The sequence below is a fragment of the Vibrio sp. V30_P3S12P165 genome (assembly GCF_009904905.1).
Taxonomy (GTDB): domain Bacteria; phylum Pseudomonadota; class Gammaproteobacteria; order Enterobacterales; family Vibrionaceae; genus Vibrio; species Vibrio fujianensis.
In genome coordinates this window covers 100508-117864 of the sequence record NZ_WXWH01000041.1, presented here as the reverse complement: position 1 = coordinate 117864, position 17357 = coordinate 100508, and the positions used below count along the sequence as shown (strand labels likewise).

The 17357-nt window shown below is 44.2% G+C and carries 17 protein-coding genes, 1 tRNA gene and 1 pseudogene; 12 read left to right on the top strand and 7 right to left on the bottom strand.

Features of this window, described 5'->3' with window-relative positions; genetic code table 11:
- Positions 1-346 precede the first annotated feature (346 nt).
- On the bottom strand, positions 347-1495 hold the full coding sequence (locus CAG57_RS09400) for an aminotransferase-like domain-containing protein (RefSeq protein WP_161428057.1): 1149 nt from the start codon (positions 1493-1495) through the stop codon (positions 347-349).
- 157 nt (positions 1496-1652) lie between these two features.
- On the opposite strand from CAG57_RS09400, the gene CAG57_RS09395 reads away from it, so the two are divergent.
- The 3 genes and pseudogenes from CAG57_RS09395 to CAG57_RS09385 all read left to right on the top strand — a co-directional run bounded on the left by CAG57_RS09395 (position 1653) and on the right by CAG57_RS09385 (position 4777).
- Positions 1653-2522, top strand: coding sequence for an AraC family transcriptional regulator (locus CAG57_RS09395; protein WP_202597908.1), 870 nt, complete (start codon positions 1653-1655; stop codon positions 2520-2522).
- A 414-nt stretch (positions 2523-2936) separates the two neighbouring features.
- A pseudogene (locus CAG57_RS09390) lies at positions 2937-3266 on the top strand (tyrosine-type recombinase/integrase); the annotation flags it as partial.
- A gap of 134 nt (positions 3267-3400) precedes the next feature.
- Positions 3401-4777 carry a hypothetical protein gene (locus tag CAG57_RS09385; RefSeq protein WP_161455489.1) on the top strand — a complete coding sequence of 459 codons (1377 nt, stop codon included), beginning with the start codon at positions 3401-3403 and terminating at the stop codon, positions 4775-4777.
- 574 nt (positions 4778-5351) lie between these two features.
- On the opposite strand, the gene CAG57_RS09380 is transcribed toward CAG57_RS09385, so the two are convergent.
- The 5 genes from CAG57_RS09380 to rpsU all read right to left on the bottom strand — a co-directional run bounded on the left by CAG57_RS09380 (position 5352) and on the right by rpsU (position 10071).
- Positions 5352-5427: transfer RNA gene (locus CAG57_RS09380), tRNA-Ile, on the bottom strand.
- A 141-nt stretch (positions 5428-5568) separates the two neighbouring features.
- On the bottom strand, positions 5569-7437 hold the full coding sequence (rpoD, locus tag CAG57_RS09375; protein ID WP_161427329.1) for an RNA polymerase sigma factor RpoD: 1869 nt from the start codon (positions 7435-7437) through the stop codon (positions 5569-5571).
- A gap of 97 nt (positions 7438-7534) precedes the next feature.
- Positions 7535-9289, bottom strand: coding sequence for a DNA primase (dnaG, locus tag CAG57_RS09370; protein WP_161427328.1), 1755 nt, complete (start codon positions 9287-9289; stop codon positions 7535-7537).
- A 95-nt stretch (positions 9290-9384) separates the two neighbouring features.
- Positions 9385-9828, bottom strand: coding sequence for a GatB/YqeY domain-containing protein (locus CAG57_RS09365; RefSeq protein WP_099611770.1), 444 nt, complete (start codon positions 9826-9828; stop codon positions 9385-9387).
- 27 nt (positions 9829-9855) lie between these two features.
- Positions 9856-10071 (bottom strand): 30S ribosomal protein S21, encoded by a 216-nt coding sequence (rpsU, locus tag CAG57_RS09360; protein WP_004396009.1) that lies wholly within the window; start codon positions 10069-10071, stop codon positions 9856-9858.
- A gap of 241 nt (positions 10072-10312) precedes the next feature.
- On the opposite strand from rpsU, the gene tsaD reads away from it, so the two are divergent.
- The gene (tsaD, locus tag CAG57_RS09355; RefSeq protein ID WP_099612021.1) at positions 10313-11329 is read left to right on the top strand and encodes a tRNA (adenosine(37)-N6)-threonylcarbamoyltransferase complex transferase subunit TsaD; all 1017 of its coding nucleotides are present in this window, start codon (positions 10313-10315) and stop codon (positions 11327-11329) included.
- 134 nt (positions 11330-11463) lie between these two features.
- On the opposite strand, the gene plsY is transcribed toward tsaD, so the two are convergent.
- Positions 11464-12072 carry a glycerol-3-phosphate 1-O-acyltransferase PlsY gene (gene plsY, locus CAG57_RS09350; RefSeq protein ID WP_099611771.1) on the bottom strand — a complete coding sequence of 203 codons (609 nt, stop codon included), beginning with the start codon at positions 12070-12072 and terminating at the stop codon, positions 11464-11466.
- Positions 12073-12261: 189 nt separating this feature from the next.
- Here plsY and folB point away from each other — a divergent pair, with 189 nt between their 5' ends.
- From folB to surE, 8 genes are all read left to right on the top strand, one after another.
- The gene (folB, locus tag CAG57_RS09345) at positions 12262-12615 is read left to right on the top strand and encodes a bifunctional dihydroneopterin aldolase/7,8-dihydroneopterin epimerase (RefSeq protein WP_161427332.1); all 354 of its coding nucleotides are present in this window, start codon (positions 12262-12264) and stop codon (positions 12613-12615) included.
- Complete coding sequence (gene folK / locus CAG57_RS09340) at positions 12612-13109, top strand: 2-amino-4-hydroxy-6-hydroxymethyldihydropteridine diphosphokinase (RefSeq protein ID WP_099611772.1); 498 nt, start codon at positions 12612-12614, stop codon at positions 13107-13109. Before folB ends, folK begins: the two co-directional genes overlap by 4 nt.
- A gap of 8 nt (positions 13110-13117) precedes the next feature.
- Entirely contained in the window at positions 13118-13921 is an 804-nt protein-coding gene (locus CAG57_RS09335; protein ID WP_161427327.1) for an undecaprenyl-diphosphate phosphatase, read from the top strand.
- A 140-nt stretch (positions 13922-14061) separates the two neighbouring features.
- Complete coding sequence (ftsB, locus tag CAG57_RS09330; protein WP_099612023.1) at positions 14062-14346, top strand: cell division protein FtsB; 285 nt, start codon at positions 14062-14064, stop codon at positions 14344-14346.
- On the top strand, positions 14346-15044 hold the full coding sequence (gene ispD, locus CAG57_RS09325; protein ID WP_161427331.1) for a 2-C-methyl-D-erythritol 4-phosphate cytidylyltransferase: 699 nt from the start codon (positions 14346-14348) through the stop codon (positions 15042-15044). Before ftsB ends, ispD begins: the two co-directional genes overlap by 1 nt.
- Positions 15041-15520 (top strand): 2-C-methyl-D-erythritol 2,4-cyclodiphosphate synthase, encoded by a 480-nt coding sequence (gene ispF, locus CAG57_RS09320; RefSeq protein ID WP_161427326.1) that lies wholly within the window; start codon positions 15041-15043, stop codon positions 15518-15520. Before ispD ends, ispF begins: the two co-directional genes overlap by 4 nt.
- 42 nt (positions 15521-15562) lie before the next feature.
- Entirely contained in the window at positions 15563-16609 is a 1047-nt protein-coding gene (gene truD, locus CAG57_RS09315; protein WP_161427325.1) for a tRNA pseudouridine(13) synthase TruD, read from the top strand.
- On the top strand, positions 16602-17357 hold the full coding sequence (gene surE, locus CAG57_RS09310) for a 5'/3'-nucleotidase SurE (protein ID WP_099611775.1): 756 nt from the start codon (positions 16602-16604) through the stop codon (positions 17355-17357). Before truD ends, surE begins: the two co-directional genes overlap by 8 nt.

Sequence of the window (17357 nt, the reverse complement as noted above, 5' to 3'; positions counted from 1 at the left end):
GGTGTATAATAACGGGCTTTATTTTTTTTGAAATATCTGTTTGTTTATTTTTGTAATTATAGTTTATAAAACTGGATTTTAGCTTTTAATATAAAATTAGAATCCATTTTGTGGTTTTTTATTAATATAATATGCTGCCTTTTTGTTTTGATTCAGATGGGTGCTGTTTTTATTCGTTATATAGAGAAATTCTCCTGAAATTTGTTTTCAATTGGAGGTTTTATCTGATTTTTTGTCTTTGATAAGGTTTTATGATTACTTTACACAAAGCAGGTTGAGATACCCAAACAACGTGGAGTTGCAGGTAGGATATAAAAGGGGAGCTAAACTCCCCCGGAGCCTTCGATTAAGCCTGAGTTAAGACTGAAACTAAACGCTGAACAGCCTTGGTTAATTCTTGCTCGGTTGAATTAGTGAAGTTTAAACGTAGTGCCGCTGGTGCATGGTCAGGATCTGGATAAAACACTGGGCTAGGGACAACTGCAACCCCTTCAGCGAGTAACCGTTGAGCCAACGCAAACGTGTCACATGGTGGCAGGGTAAGCCAGATAAACATACCGCCATCAATTGAATTAAGCTGGTAGCCATTCGGTAATGCTTTTTTCAAGTTATCGAATAATACCTCATAACGTGAACGGTATAAGGTTCGGATCTGCTGAAGGTGCTCTGGAAATTTAGGATGAGCAAGTAGAGCATGCAATAAAGCTTGCATCGGAACGCTGGAGTGAAGATCGGCCCCTTGTTTAACCTTAATCATCGGAGCCAAATCAGTCGCTCGGCCGGAAACGGCTCCCAACCTGAGCCCCGGAGAAGCGATCTTAGAAAAAGAACGCAGAACAATCGCCTGATCTGGACAGAAATCAGACACCAAGGGGTGGCTCTCACCAGTAAAACGCAACTCACGATACGGAACATCTTCCACCAGCACGACGTCAAAGCGTTGACAGAGTTCAGCCACTTGTTGACGCGTGTTTAAGCTCCAACAAATGCCGGTTGGATTATGAAAGTCTGGGACGGCGTAAAATAATTTAGCGCGTTGTGATTGAAAGCATTGCTCTAATTCTGCAAGATTTGGCCCTTCTGGTGTTTGTGTTACCGTAACAATATTCGCTTGTGCTAACCCAAACACTTGCATTGCGCCTAAGTAACTCGGCGCTTCCATGACCACATGATCACCCGGATTAATATAAGCACGGGCGATTAAGTCTAGCCCTTGTTGTGATCCGGTGGTGATCATAACCTCATGATGGGCGGGTAACGCAAAATGTTGTTTGAGAAAATCGATCAGCGGGCCGTAGCCAGCTGTAGCGCCATATTGAAACACATGCGGTTTTTCTGCCAGATCCACTAATGTTGCACGCATTAGCTCAATCGGAAATGTCGCTTCATCAGGTAGCCCTCCAGCTAAAGAAATAACATTCTTATCACTCGCAGCGGCGAGGATCTCTCGAATATAGGATGATTTGACTTGTTGTAACGATTTTGCGATGTCCATGTATGCTCCCGGTAGCCCTTTTTATTGAATGACTGCTAACTTGCAGCTTCAAGTTGTTTGGGGCGATATTATTTTATTCGTCGCATAGTACGATTGGTTGCGCAAAATTGTTTGTCCATTTATGCTCAACTTCATCTCGATTGATATAACTTACCCCATGAATTCACAGCATATTTCACGTATCAATGATGTTCTTTATTACATTCATCAAGACATTGCGAGTGATTTGTCAGCAAAGCGGTTAGCCGACTTCGCGGCGTACTCAGAGCAACATTTTCACCGCGTTTTTAAACGTGTGGTTGGGGAAGGGGTGCATCAATACATTCGGCGAACCCGAATGGAGTATGCAGCCAACCAATTAATGTTCGATGCGCGTACTCCTGTCATTGATATCGCGAATAAATGCGGATTTAGCTCACTTTCTTCTTTTGCTAAAGCCTTTAAAGCTGAATTTCAAGTGACACCGGGTCAATGGCGGCATGGAGAAGGGATTTCGTTAACACGAGCCACTATTCATGATAGCGATGTGGCGGAAGGCTATCGACGAGTGGCCAATCTCATATTACCAAGGCCAAAAATCATAGAAACTCAGCCTCGCTTGACGGCTTATATTCGTCACCAAGGTTATAATCGTTCAATCCGACAAGCTTGGGTGGCATTAAGCCATTGGGCTCAAGAAGAAGGAAGAAGCGTTAGTCAGCAATTTGCTTTGCATCATTCAAATCCAGCTTGGGTTTCCTTAGAACAATGCCGTTATGTCGCCTGCTTAGCTATTGATAAACCAGTGAAATTGAGAAGTGTCGTTAATCAATTAACCATCCCCGGTGGCTTACATGCAGTATTTCGGCTGCAAGGCCGCTATGGTGAATTACTTCCTCAAGTAAGCCAGATTTTTGAAAAGTGGTTGCCTCAATCACGTTACAAATTACGTTTAACCCCCGCTTATGTTCACTACCACAAAAATCATTTTCTCAATGACGATGAGCAGTTTGAGATCGACTTTTATTTACCGATCAGTGCTTTTTAAGCATATATAATATGCAAAATAGAGGTTGGTGTAGCGGTCAAGCAGTCTGGGAGTTCATGCATTAAACTGTAATATGTTCTAATTAACCCAAGTAGTTGATTCGACTCAATATCCATTCAGTTACTTTCTCTACGTGCACTTGCGGCATAAAACTATTACGGTAGGTATCGAGAATCGCCCCTTCACCTGCGTTTAAGCGGTCATAGCGCCTTATTCTCCACAATCCTTAGCTGATGATCGTTATTCATCGCCAGAGAAAGCTTGGGTTGATAACCGGAAATACTCATGCCTTTTTGTTTTTTGGCAACTCAGTAACAAATTCAGTGCGCGAAAAAGGCAATTGGATCTGAAATTTATTCGAGCCTAGTAGGGGGTTGATCTCCAATTTTTTATACTCGACTTGTTCTCTATATTGTTCATGACCAACGACGATTTCAACAACCGAAGAACCCCTATATCTTTGCCGGAGATGCCCCCGGTAGACCTATCGCCCACCCGAAGAAGGCATTCGCTCGAACTAAGAAAGCTGCCGGAATTACAGACAACTTCCGAATTCATGATTTGAGGCATAGCTTTGTATCGATTCTGATCAACTCAGGCAATGCCACGCTTTATGATGTTCAGCATTTGTTGGGGCATCAGAGTCCACAAACTTCGACTCGTTACGCCCACTTGGCTTCGAGTAGGTTGAGAGAAGTCAGTGCGAATGTGGAGGAGTTGGTTGGAGATGTGAGTAACGGGTAGCCTAAAAACAGTGGGTAAACGCTCGCTGTTTTTTTGGGGGGGGGGCTTTGAGGAAGGGTTTGTAGGTATTTGGCGAGCATTCATCCATGCCACATTATGTGATACCTTGAGCATAATGGTAGCTAACAGAGGAAGTGAATAACTTGGATTGTTATAGAAAGAAAATATCAGCAGACGCAAAACTTACTGATCAAGATGGTAAATCGATTATGGTTGATTGCTCTGTTATATTACCTTTGCTTTTTGGTCAGCCTGCAGAGGTTCGGGTTGGAATTCCAAATGAGGCAATGCCTATACCGAACCTCAAGACTCCTTGGCAGATTAAAACTCTTCAAGGGACTGAAATAATTACTTTAGAAGATGTTCATTACCGAAGCTTAACTACCGATACCCTTTTAAAAAGAAAACTTGGTTCAACCCCAGTAGGTCTGAGTCATATAAAAAGTTTGACGATAGAAATGCCTCTTAATTCGTCTGATTATAGCTTTTCAATTTACATATCTGATACTGAATATTTTAACACATTACGTCTGGAAGATGGTCTAAATGGCATTAGCCAAATAGCTATGTTCAGTCACCCAACTCTTGGCGAAATTGTTTTACAAAAATATAGTATTGAATCCGCAATGCTTAATGATAATGGCTCATTAAAGCTACATGGCTATAGGCTAGAAGTTAAATATTGCAGACCTAATACTAGCCCTGAATCTATCATTAATATAATCCAGCCCTTACTTGATATATTGTCTTTTGTTTCACGCCAAAGAGTGTTGGTTTTAGGTTGGGAACATCAAACGGGAAATGAATATATTAGGCACTGGAAGTATCCACTAAATGCGATACAGACTAATTATGCTTTATATGAGCCTAGATCTTATTTAGTGAGCGGTAAAGTTGATGAGCTAGAAAAAATGATCAATATAGGTTTATCGAATTATTATGGTTTGGAAGACTCAGAACAGGATATGGTACATAAACTTAGCTTTGATCTTTGTTCATCAGTGCAACGTAGAGATGATGCTAAATATATGGCCTTATTCACAGCTTTGGAGTCTTATGCTAAAAAACTGAGCCTTACATTAGAGCTAGATAAAACAAGGTCAAAATCCATTCAATTAATAAAAGAAGCGGCAAAGCCACATAAAAAAGTCGACCATGAAGTATACGATATGCTAATGAACCTAACTTCAAACATTAAAAAAATTTCTGCTGCTGACTCAATCGATAATTTTTTATCTAAACATCGAGTTTTTAAAGAAGATCTTTGGGCAATCAAGACAAAAAACGGTCTACTTACTATTAGAAATCATTTAGCACATGAAGGCAATCACGGTGTAGATCATCAGGGGTTAGCAGTCGCAACGTTGCATCTGAGTATACTTATTGAAAGACTTGTTTTGGGGGTGCTTAAGTTGAAGCTTGAAACATCTGTTCAGCAGGAGCTCAGAAGAGAACCTTGGCTCGATTTAGAATACGCTAATAAATTGAAAGGGCTAATAATACAGAAGTAAATCCTAGATCGCTGGGTCGGTCACACCAGACTGGCCCTGTAATCTTACTCTAAGGCTTGCTCTGCCTAACTTCCTGCATGATGTAGTTCCAGCAACTTTGCCGACGGCGTCGTCGGTCCGGTCCCTATCCGGTCTTTAGCTGTGATTTTGGCTAGATACCGAGCTGGACACGAACCCTAATGTAAATTTCCTATTTAGGTTTTCCGTCGTCGTCGACGGTAGTTACATCCTATTCTACTAACCCAACTTGACGCTCTAACTCATACCAGATTCGCGCTGTAATCCAGTGTGGCGTTGGTTTTTCCGGTTCCAGTATGAATATCCGATGATTAGCCGCTGTTTCTGGGGCTGTGGTTGAGTGGTATGTATCTGCTCTGATTCGTGCTGTACAGACTAGAGAAGGTTCTGATGGTGGATATCACTCTAAACTAGGAACTGCGTCTCTGTGGTGACTACGTGGCGTGTTTCGGCTGACATAATGGACCAGAGCTTACCGGAAGTAATCGCAGACCGGATATAGACCGGACTAGAACGAAAAAAGGCTTACGGATTTCTCCATAAGCCTTCTGGAATTTGGTGGCCCCTATGTGACTTGAACACATGACCAATCGATTATGAGTCGACTGCTCTAACCACTGAGCTAAGGGGCCGATAGGTGTGTGATTATAGGGGAAGGCTGAGTGTCTGTCTAGCCGGAAAATAGGGTAATAGCGCTTAGTTTTTATTCACTTAGCATTTGGGGTAATAAAAAAGGCGAGCATTTGCTCACCTTTTAAACACGTTAGTTTGATTTACTCATCAAGGAAGCTGCGCAGGGTTTCTGAGCGACTTGGGTGACGAAGTTTACGCAGTGCTTTGGCTTCGATTTGACGAATACGTTCGCGAGTAACATCGAACTGTTTGCCCACTTCTTCCAGTGTGTGGTCTGTATTCATATCAATACCAAAACGCATCCGTAACACTTTAGCTTCACGTGGTGTGAGGCCAGCAAGTACATCGCGAGTAGCGGCTCTTAGACTGGTTGCTGTTGCTGAGTCTAGAGGCAGTTCAAGCGTAGTATCTTCAATAAAATCACCGAGATGTGAATCTTCATCATCACCGATTGGCGTTTCCATTGAAATTGGTTCTTTGGCAATTTTGAGCACTTTGCGAATTTTATCTTCCGGCATTTGCATGCGTTCTGCTAATTCTTCAGGCAGTGGCTCACGACCCATCTCTTGTAGCATTTGGCGCGAAATTCGGTTCAGTTTATTGATCGTTTCGATCATATGAACTGGAATACGAATGGTACGTGCTTGATCGGCAATAGAACGGGTGATGGCTTGGCGAATCCACCATGTTGCGTAGGTTGAGAATTTATAACCACGGCGATATTCAAATTTATCCACTGCTTTCATCAAGCCGATATTACCTTCTTGAATTAAATCCAAGAATTGTAAACCACGGTTGGTATATTTTTTCGCAATAGAAATAACCAGACGTAAGTTTGCTTCGACCATCTCTTTTTTCGCTCGGCGAGCTTTAGCCTCACCAATCGACATCCGACGGCTAATATCTTTGATACGGCTAACATCGAGCGACGTTTCTTGCTCAATGAGTTTCAGCTTTTGAATCGAGCGACGAATCGCTTCTTCATTGGCGCGAATTTTTTCTACGTAAGGCTTATCAGAAGCGAGGACTTGGTCAAGCCATGCTTCACTTGATTCGTTACCAGTAAAGAGAGCGATAAATGACTTTTTCGGCATTTTCGCAACTTCAACAACCGATTTCATGATCAAGCGTTCTTGAGTTCGCACTCGATCCATCGAGGTTCGCAGCGTGTTAACCAGATGGTCAAACTGCTTAGGTGTTAAGCGAAACTCGCGGAAAATGTCGAGCATTAACCCAGTGGCTTGCTGAGTTTTGTTGTTGTCATGACCGTGTTCATTGATGGCGAGCTGTAAGTCTTGATACTTATTACGTAGTTCCGTAAATTTCTCTAGCGCAAGCTCAGGGTCGATGCCGCTTTCTTCTTCGGCATCATCATCGTTGCTGTCACTCTCTTCGTCTTCATCTTCGTCGTCATCGAGATCTTTATCGTCACTGAGTTCGGTTTCTGCTAGCTCTGAACCGATGTGAGTAGCGGTTGGTGCCGTTGTACCATCTTCGTTCGGATCGATGAAACCGGAAATTAGGTCGGTCAGGCGTAATTCTTCGGCTTGAACTTTATCAAATTGTTCAAGAATATAAGGAATTGTGCCCGGATATTCAGCGACTGCGCTTTGAACTTGGTTAATACCTTCTTCAATGCGCTTAGCAATATCAATTTCACCTTCACGAGTCAGTAGCTCTACTGTACCCATTTCACGCATATACATGCGTACAGGGTCAGTAGTTCGACCAATCTCGCTCTCTACGCTTGAAAGCGCTGCGGCAGCGGCTTCAGCGGCATCTTCATCAGTGATCGTGTTATCGTCGCTTAAAGCGAGATCATCAGCATCAGGAGCCGTTTCTACGACTTTGATGCCCATGTCATTGATCATCTGAATAATATCTTCTACTTGCTCGGAATCGACGATTTCAGCAGGTAGGTGGTCATTTACTTCGGCGTAGGTCAGATAGCCTTGTTCCTTGCCTTTAATGACAAGTAATTTTAGCTGTGACTGCGGATTTTGATCCATAGACGGTATCCAACTTCGTATCTGGTGAAGGAATAGTATGCGAAATGCAAACCACGTATATTAACAAATTTATTCGTTGCTGACTATTTAAACTGGGTTACGCTTTTAATTCTAGCATTAATGCTACTAGCTCCCTTCTTTCATCGGCTGATAAACCGACGCTTCTTTCTTTTGCCTGCAAGTTTTCAATTTGTTTTTCTACGCACTGGGCAAGGATTTTGTCCAATGAGTCTAAAAAAAGTTCTTCTTGGATGTCTTCGACAAGGGGGATTTCCCAGCTTGCCAGACGAGACAGAAGTGCCTCATTTTTATTATCACGCCAATGTTCAAGTAATTGGCCGGTAGTGATATGGGGGTATTGTCGGCAATTTTCAAGCACCTCAATCAATAAACTCAATCCGGGTAGGGGTAACTCTTTCACACTAGAAAGATCGGGTACCATTTCAGCATAGCTCGGATTTTGCACAAGCAAAGCGATAACTTCACGCATTGGGGTTCGTTTGATCTCTTTGTGTGGTTGAGGTCGAGTGCTTGGTGATGCGTTGCGTTGCCGTTTATGGCCCATAAATCCAGTGAGCTTATCCAGTTTTTCATCCAGTTCTTGCTGAAAACCGGGATCGGGAATTTTCTCGATCAGTTCGCTTGATAATGTCCGTAAGGTTGATTTACCTTCCACAGTACCTAAATTGATATTATAGGAATCAATTAGGTTATCAAAGAGGTAGCTTGAAAGCGGTTTGGCTTCTTTTATCGCTTGTTCAAAACGTTCTTTACCCTGTGTTCTAATATAGCTATCCGGATCTTCGCCGTCAGGTAAAAAAAGAAATTTAAGAATATTTCCTGTTTTTAGATAACCAAGCGCATTTTCTAAAGCTCGCCATGCCGCTTCTCTTCCCGCTCTATCTCCATCGTAACAGCAGACAACGGTATTGGTTTGTCGAAATAACAGTTGGAGATGATCGCCAGTTGTTGATGTACCGAGTGATGCGACCGAGTAATCCACCCCATATTGAGCCAGCGCAACCACATCCATATAACCTTCAACAACCAAAATCTGTTCTGGTTCTCTGTAAGCTTCTAAAACTTCGTATAACCCGTAAAGTTCTTTTCCTTTATGGAAAATGGGTGTTTCTGGTGAGTTGAGATATTTTGGCGTGCCATCACCAATGACTCGGCCACCAAAGCCGATTACGCGCCCACGGCGATCTCGTATGGGGAACATGATTCGGCCACGAAAGCGATCATAGCGGTTGCCTTTGTCGTTTTCGATCAGCATACCGCCAGTCACGAGCATCTCCTGATTTTGGCGGCTTTGACCAAAATTTTTACGGATCAGATCCCATTCATCGGCCACATAACCAATGCCAAATTTTTGGACGATCTCGCCGGATAAGCCTCGATTTTTTAAATATTCAATCGCTTGACGACTGGTTGGCGCTTTTAATTGTTGGCGATAGAACTGCGCAATGCTGCCCATGAGATCATAGAGAGTGCGTTTTTCTTCACTATTCGTGCGAGGGGCTTGTTTATTAAAAGGGCCGCCGGGACGTTCTTCTCGGGGAACCTCTAACCCAAGTGATGAAGCAAGCTCTTCAATCGCTTCTGGAAATTCAAGCCGTTCATATTCCATGAGGAAGTCGATCGCATTACCGTGTACGCCACAACCAAAACAGTGATAAAACTGCTTTTCTTGGCTCACACTAAACGAGGGGGTTTTCTCATTATGAAATGGACAACAAGCGCTGTAATTTTTACCCTTTTTTTTAAGTTTTACGCGTGCGTCAATGATGTCGACGATATCGAGTCGAGCAAGCAGATCATCAATGAAACTACGGGGGATTTGTCCTGCCATACAACCTAAAAAAAGAGATAAAAAACAAAAAGTGTAGATACGAACAAGCCGTGCTGACCAAAAGATAGCACGGCTTGATGCGATAGGGTGTGGGATTAAGCGAGTTTAGCGCGAACCAAACCGCTCACTTTACCCATATCTGCACGCCCTTGAATTTGTGGTTTTAGGATAGCCATCACTTTACCCATGTCTTGCATACCCGAGGCTTGTGATTCAGTCATGGCATTTTCAATGAATGCCATGATTTCTTCATCAGTCAAAGGTTGAGGCATAAATTCCTCAAGGACCGTGATTTCAGCTTTTTCCACATCAGCGAGATCTTGACGATTCGCTGCTTCATACTGCGCAACAGAGTCGCGACGTTGTTTAACCATCTTAGTGAGCACAGCAATAATATCGTCGTCGTTCAGAGTAATCTGTTCGTCAACTTCTCGTTGCTTAATGGCCGAGAGGGCTAAACGAATAGTGCCAAGGCGCGCTTTGTCCTTGGCTTTCATCGCTAATTTTTGCTCTTCTTTGAGAGTGTCAATCAGAGCCATAACTAATTCCTTTTCTGGATTCAGCTATTAGTACAGGCGAACGCGACGAGCGTTTTCGCGAGCAAGCTTTTTAGCGTGACGCTTTTGAGCTGCTGCTTTAGCACGTTTGCGAACAGTAGTTGGTTTTTCGTAGTGCTCACGACGACGCACTTCAGAAAGGATACCTGCTTTTTCGCAAGAGCGCTTAAAACGACGTAGAGCTACGTCGAACGGTTCGTTTTCACGTACTTTAACTATTGGCATATGCCTTTCACCTCAGGGGTTAATTCGTTAACGCTGGCATTTTGTGACCAAAGTAACAAGAAAGTTTGTTAACTAGGGCGAGAACCAGCTTGATCAAAAATGGTGCCGAATTTTAATCCGATCGCTCCCCCTTTGTAAAGTACTTTGTTGTTTACTGTCTGCGCAAAATTTGTTTGTGATGCAAAGGCGAGGTAACATGAGCGCAATTTTGATTGATAGCAGGCAGCGTGCTGAGAATACTATGCGCATTATTGGAATTGAAACGTCTTGTGATGAAACAGGAATTGCGATTTATGATGACCAACAAGGCTTGTTGGCACATAAGCTTTATAGCCAAGTCAAACTGCATGCCGATTATGGTGGCGTGGTGCCAGAACTCGCCTCGCGTGACCACGTTAAAAAAACCATTCCTTTGATTAAAGCGGCAATGGCAGAAGCAAAAGTTACTGCCGATGATATTGACGGGATCGCTTATACGGCAGGGCCCGGTTTGGTCGGAGCCTTGTTGGTGGGGGCAACCATTGGTCGTAGCTTAGCTTATGCTTGGAATGTGCCTGCGGTAGCGGTTCATCATATGGAAGGGCATTTACTGGCTCCAATGCTCGAAGATAACCCCCCTCCGTTTCCTTTTGTTGCGGTACTGGTTTCTGGTGGCCACTCGATGATGGTGGAAGTGAAAGGTATTGGTGATTATACCATTTTGGGCGAGTCAATTGATGATGCGGCGGGCGAGGCGTTTGATAAAACCGCTAAGCTGATGGGGCTTGATTACCCCGGTGGCCCATTATTAGCGCGTTTAGCGGAAAAGGGTACGCCTGGACGCTTTAAGTTTCCTCGCCCCATGACGGATCGCCCAGGGTTAGATATGAGTTTTTCTGGGCTAAAAACGTTCACGGCCAATACCATTGCAGCTAATGGAGATGATGAACAAACGCGGGCCGATATTGCCTATGCTTTTCAAGAAGCGGTTTGTGACACGTTGGTGATTAAGTGCAAGCGTGCATTAGAACAAACCGGAATGAAACGAATTGTGATAGCCGGAGGTGTGAGTGCGAATCAACAATTGCGTGCAGCGTTGGCAAAATTAGCGGAAAAAATCGGCGGAGAGGTTTATTACCCTCGAACCGAATTTTGTACCGATAATGGTGCAATGATCGCGTATGCTGGAATGCAGCGTTTGAAAAATGGTGATGTGACCGAGCTTAGTATTGAGGCGAAGCCTCGCTGGCCGATAGATCAACTGACTGCAATTATCTGATAATGCTGATATATGATACGACTACGGCTACCTTTGGGTAGCCGTGATTTTTTTCGTTTTGAGTGAGATGGGGGGGCTTCACCCAGCCGTTTGCTTTAGGCGAACAGGTTTTGGCGAGCGAGTGGTGTTGGTACTCAAGGTTCGCCGCTTGAGTGTCTTTCTTCCCCCACTTTGGGTTCAGTGCCAGCAAAAAGACGTTTTATGTTTTCCTGATGACGCAAAACAATTAAGCAGCAGAGCATGGCGACGGGCAAAGTATATTGCGGTTTGACCATCCAAGTATAAAACGGAGTGAGCAGAACCGTTACCAGAGCTGCGAGTGATGAGTAACGAAAAAGAATGATAACCGCTAGCCATGTCACCATCACCATTCCTGTTAAATCTAATCCAATCGGCGCTATGGCACCTAATGCGGTGGCCACCCCTTTTCCGCCTTTAAAATGAAAAAAAAGTGGGTACATATGGCCAAGGCAAGCGGCAATACCGACTAATCCGAGCATCAATGGGGAGATATTTAAATAATATCCGCCCCAAACAGGCAGTGTTCCCTTTAACATATCGCAAAGTAAAACGGCTATCGCAGCGTGTTTGCCACCGAATCGCAAGACGTTGGTCGCGCCAGGGTTATGTGAGCCGACTGCGCGAGGGTCTGGTAAGCGTAGTACACGACAAATCAGCACCGCACTGGATATGGAACCCAGTAAATAGGCGCAAATGATCATCGTCAGTGCAAATGGCGTCATAGAATCCTCACAGGCTGATTTTGCTCACCGAGGTTTACAAGTCCTTGTTAACCAAGCTCAAAAATAAAAAATTCGATGGGAATTTCGCATCAAGAGGTGGTTTAGGTATATGATATCTCGATTAATCACAATAGTACGTTTTTTTACTCAATTTGGGTATCCGACCTGTAAAAAGGATGTAATACAATGATGGATAAAGTCTTTATCGAGCAGTTAACGGTGATCACCACGATTGGTGTCTATGATTGGGAGCAAACCATTAAACAAAAGTTAGTGCTTGATCTGGAAATGGCGCACGATAATCGCAGCGCTGGAAACAGTGATGATGTGGCAGATGCATTGGATTATGCACAGGTGAGTCAAGCGGTGATTGAACATATAGAGCAAGGCCGTTTTTTATTGGTTGAACGCGTGGCTGAAGAGGTTGCTGAACTTATCATGCAACGGTTTGCTGTGCCTTGGGTTCGTATCCGATTAACCAAGCCAGGTGCTGTTCCTCAAGCCAAAGGTGTCGGTGTTGTCATTGAACGAGGACAAAGATGATCACCTGCTATATTGGTATCGGATCCAATATTGAGCGGCGTAAGCATATTGAAGCGGCTTGTCGTGCATTAACTCAACTCGGAGAAAGGTTGCGTTTGTCGACGATTTATCAGTGCGAATCGCTAGGGTTTGATAGCCATCCTTTTTATAACCTTGTGGTTGAGTTACAAACGGCCTTGCCTTTAACCACGTTGGTTGAAAAATTACGGGCAATTGAGCATGGCTATGGTCGGGCTCTCGATGCACAGAAATTTCAAGATCGAACGTTAGATTTGGACTTAATTTTGTATGGTGACGCCATTTCTGATCAATCGCCGAAGATTCCACGGCCGGATATTTATTATTATCCTTTTGTGATTCAACCTTTATATGAACTGTGCCCACAGTTATCCATTCCCGGAGATGAGCAAACCGTTGAGCAAATATGGCTTAAGGCGGCCAATCTTACTTGTCTTACCCCCGTTCCTTTGTGGTTTTCGATTGATAATGAATAGAGAATAAAATGAATTATTTTGAAGCGTTTATGTTGGCTCTTATCCAAGGTTTGACCGAATTTTTACCCATTTCCAGTTCTGCTCATTTAATTTTACCGTCTGCTATCCTCGGTTGGGCTGATCAGGGGTTAGCCTTTGATGTGGCCGTCCATGTGGGGACTTTAGCGGCTGTGGTGATTTATTTTCGCCATGAAGTGGTGACACTGCTTCATGCTTTTTTTGCCTCTATTTTTAAGGGGGAGCGTGGTAAAGAGGCAAAATTGGCATGGTTAATTATTTTAGCAACCATTCCGGCCTGTGTTTTTGGTTTGCTTATGAAAGATATCGTGGAGTTTTATCTGCGCAGCGCATGGGTGATTGCCAGTACCACGATTATTTTTGGTTTACTGCTGTGGTATGTTGATAAGCGTGCTCGTTTAGTCAGTGATGAATATCAAGCCGGCTGGAAACAAGCTCTGTTTGTTGGGGTGGCCCAAGCTTTTGCCATTATTCCTGGCACCTCCCGCTCGGGAGCGACCATGACCGCGGCACTTTATCTAGGTTTTACTCGTGAAGCGGCGGCTCGTTTTTCTTTTTTGATGTCGATTCCAATCATTACACTTGCTGGTGGTTATTTAGGGGTGCAATTAATCTCGAGTAGTGAGCCTGTTGCGGTGAATTTTTTACTCACAGGAATAATCACTTCTTTTGTGAGTGCTTATCTGTGTATTTTCTTTTTCTTAAAGCTGATTTCACGCATGGGAATGACTCCTTTTGTTATTTACCGACTTATTTTAGGCGGCGGCTTGTTTCTCTTCTTACTGAGTCAGTAAATGGGGTTACCACTGCGAGCGATAGGGATCGCTCACTCGCCTGAGTTTTTGGCTTATGGTATAAGTGAGCTTTTGCTAGTCGAACAATCGCGACTGTGTTGTCGAACATGGCGCAGTCATGGGTCATAAGTGTGGATGTGATGCGAGTATTTGCAATAACGTTATTATTGTTATTTGGGTGGCTCCAATACCATTTGTGGTGGGGAAAAAACGGTATTGTCGACTATCGGTTAGTGGCGAGTGAAATTGCCGTGCAGGAGCAAGTAAATCACAATTTACAACTGAGAAATCAAGAAATGTTTGCTGAAATTGATGATTTACGCCAAGGGTTAGATGCCATTGAAGAGCGAGCGAGGCACGAGCTGGGGATGGTCAAAGAGGGCGAAACCTTTTTCCGAGTTGTTGGTGAGGAGGCTCGCCCATGATGCCATTGATCACCGCGATTGTCCCGGCTGCAGGCGTTGGTAAGCGTATGCAGGCAGCTTGCCCGAAACAATACCTCCGGCTAGGAGAGCAAACCGTGCTTGAGCACACTGTTGCGGCTCTATTTGCTCACCCAAAGGTCGATAAAGTTGTGATTGCGATCAGTGCTGACGACCCTTATTTTGACTCACTTCCGCTTGCGCATCATCCAAAGGTGATATGTGTTCATGGTGGCAAAGAGAGAGCCGATTCAGTGCTCAATGCGCTGCGTTTGGTGAGTCAAGCAAAGTTGAGCCATTGGGTAATGGTGCATGATGCCGCTCGTCCTTGCATTACTCAAAGTGATATAACTCGGCTAATTGCTGGTGCAACGGAGCATTCTGTCGGTGCTATTTTAGCCTCTCCGGTACGTGACACGATGAAGCGAGGAGACGCGGGAAATCGTATTGTTCATACGGTTGAACGTGAGGCGCTCTGGCATGCGTTAACACCGCAAATGTTTCCGGTCGAACGACTACTGACCGCATTAGAAAAAGCTTTAGCAGAGCAAGCTACCGTAACCGATGAAGCGTCTGCATTAGAGTGGGTGGGGTTAAAGCCCGCTTTGGTTTGTGGGCGTGCCGATAACATCAAAATTACCCAGCCAGAAGATCTCGCGCTCGCCGAGTTCTATTTAAATCGAAATAAGGAAACAAGATGATACGTATAGGTCATGGGTTTGACGTGCATAAATTTGGCGGGAATGGCCCAATAATGATTGGTGGTGTTGCCATTCCTTATGAGCAAGGACTTATTGCTCACTCAGATGGTGATGTTGCGCTGCATGCTTTGTGTGATGCCTTGCTGGGCGCTATTGCTGCAGGAGATATCGGTCAACACTTTCCTGATACCGATGAGCGCTGGAAAGGGGCGGATAGCCGAGCTTTATTAAGAGATGTGTATCAGAGAGTGAAGCAGCAAGGTTATCGATTAGGGAATGCGGATATTACCATTTTAGCTCAAGCCCCCAAAATGGCTCCGCACATCAATGCGATGTGTCGTACCATTAGTGAAGATTTACAAACAGCGCTTGGTAATATAAATGTCAAAGCTACGACCACTGAGCGTTTGGGGTTTACTGGGCGTAAAGAAGGTATTGCTTGTGAAGCGGTTGTCTTATTAGTTAAAGCAGAATAAATATTCATACTGGGCCTACGCCTAAATGACAGGATAAGTTAAATGAGCGATCTTCTCTCTTCGTTGGCCTATTTATATGGTCAGCCTATCGCAAAAGCAAAAATTAAAGCTGCCCCCGAGCACTTTAAAGTGGTTGAAGACCTAGGCTATGAGTTTTCAGGGCAAGGCGAACACGTCATGGTCTATATTCGTAAGACGGGTGAAAATACCAGTTTTGTCGCTAATGAACTGGCGAAAGCATGTGGTGTAAAATCCAAAGATGTTGGTTGGGCAGGCTTAAAAGATCGTCATGCCGTCACCGAGCAATGGTTGAGTGTGTATCTGCCGGGTGGAGGCTTTCCTAACTTAGCGACGTTTGAAGCACAATACCCTAGTATCGAAGTATTAGCGATGACGCGTCATCATAAAAAATTACGTCCAGGCGATTTGCGAGGTAATCACTTTGAGTTGTTATTGACGGACGTTACTGACCTTGATGATGTACTGCAACGCTTGCCTGCTATGGCGAAGCACGGTGTGCCTAATTATTTTGGTTCGCAGCGCTTTGGACGAGAGGGGCATAACGTCACCGAAGCGCGCCGCTGGGGACGGGATAATGTGCGGTCACGTAACCAAAATCAACGCAGTTTATATCTCTCGGCTGCTCGTTCATGGATTTTTAATCATATTGTTTCTCAACGTATTAATGCGGAGTGTTTTGAACACTTTATTGAAGGCGACATTGCCTTAAAAGCGGGGCAAACGACCTTAGTCAGTTCTGAGCAATTGGCGGAATTTAATCACCAACTCGCTCAGAACCATGTACAAATTTCAGCTGCATTGGCGGGCGATAATGCTTTACCCACCGAAAAACAAGCACGACGGATTGAGCAGCAAGTGTTGGATGCGGAGCCTGAATTGATGGCTTTGATTCGAGCGAATCGTATGCGTCATGAGCGACGTGCGATTACACTGCTGCCTCAACATTTCCGTTGGGAAGCTGAGAACAATACCATTACACTTAAATTTACCTTAGATGCCGGTAGTTTTGCTACTTCGGTCATTCGAGAGTTAGTTGAAGAAATCCCAGTTGAGCGCGTCTATGAGTAGAGAAAAACTAAAAATATTATTAAGTAATGATGATGGTGTGTATGCTGAAGGGATCGATGCTCTTGCTTGTGCCTTAGCCGATTTAGCCGATATTGTGATTGTCGCTCCTGATCGTAATCGCTCTGGCGCATCAAACTCATTAACTTTAGAGCAGCCCCTAAGGGTGACGAATATTGCAGCGAATACTTATTCGGTGCAAGGCACTCCGACTGATTGCGTCCATTTTGCACTCAACGAGTTGTTGAAAGAAGATTTACCAGATTTGGTACTTAGTGGTATCAATCACGGAGCAAATCTTGGCGATGATGTATTGTATTCCGGTACAGTGGCAGCCGCAATGGAGGGGCATTTTTTGGGGGTTCAATCGATCGCTTTTTCATTAGTGGGCCAACGGCATTTTGCGACGGCGGGGAAAATCGCTCGTCAATTAGTTTTACAGCATTTAGCCTCTCCCATTCCGACCAATCGATTGATTAATGTGAATATTCCCGATCTGCCCTTTGAACAAGTTCAGGGAATCAAAGTCACTCGTCTTGGTGCTCGCCACCACGCTGAGAACATGGTTAAACAAAAAGATCCTCGTGGTCACGACATTTATTGGCTTGGGCCTCCGGGGCGAGAGCAAGATGCAGGTCAAGGAACTGATTTTCATGCCGTGGAACATAAATTTGTCTCCGTCACGCCTATTTTGGTTGACCTAACCGCGCATGAGTCTCTTACCGCGATGGCAGAATGGGTGAAGGAATAA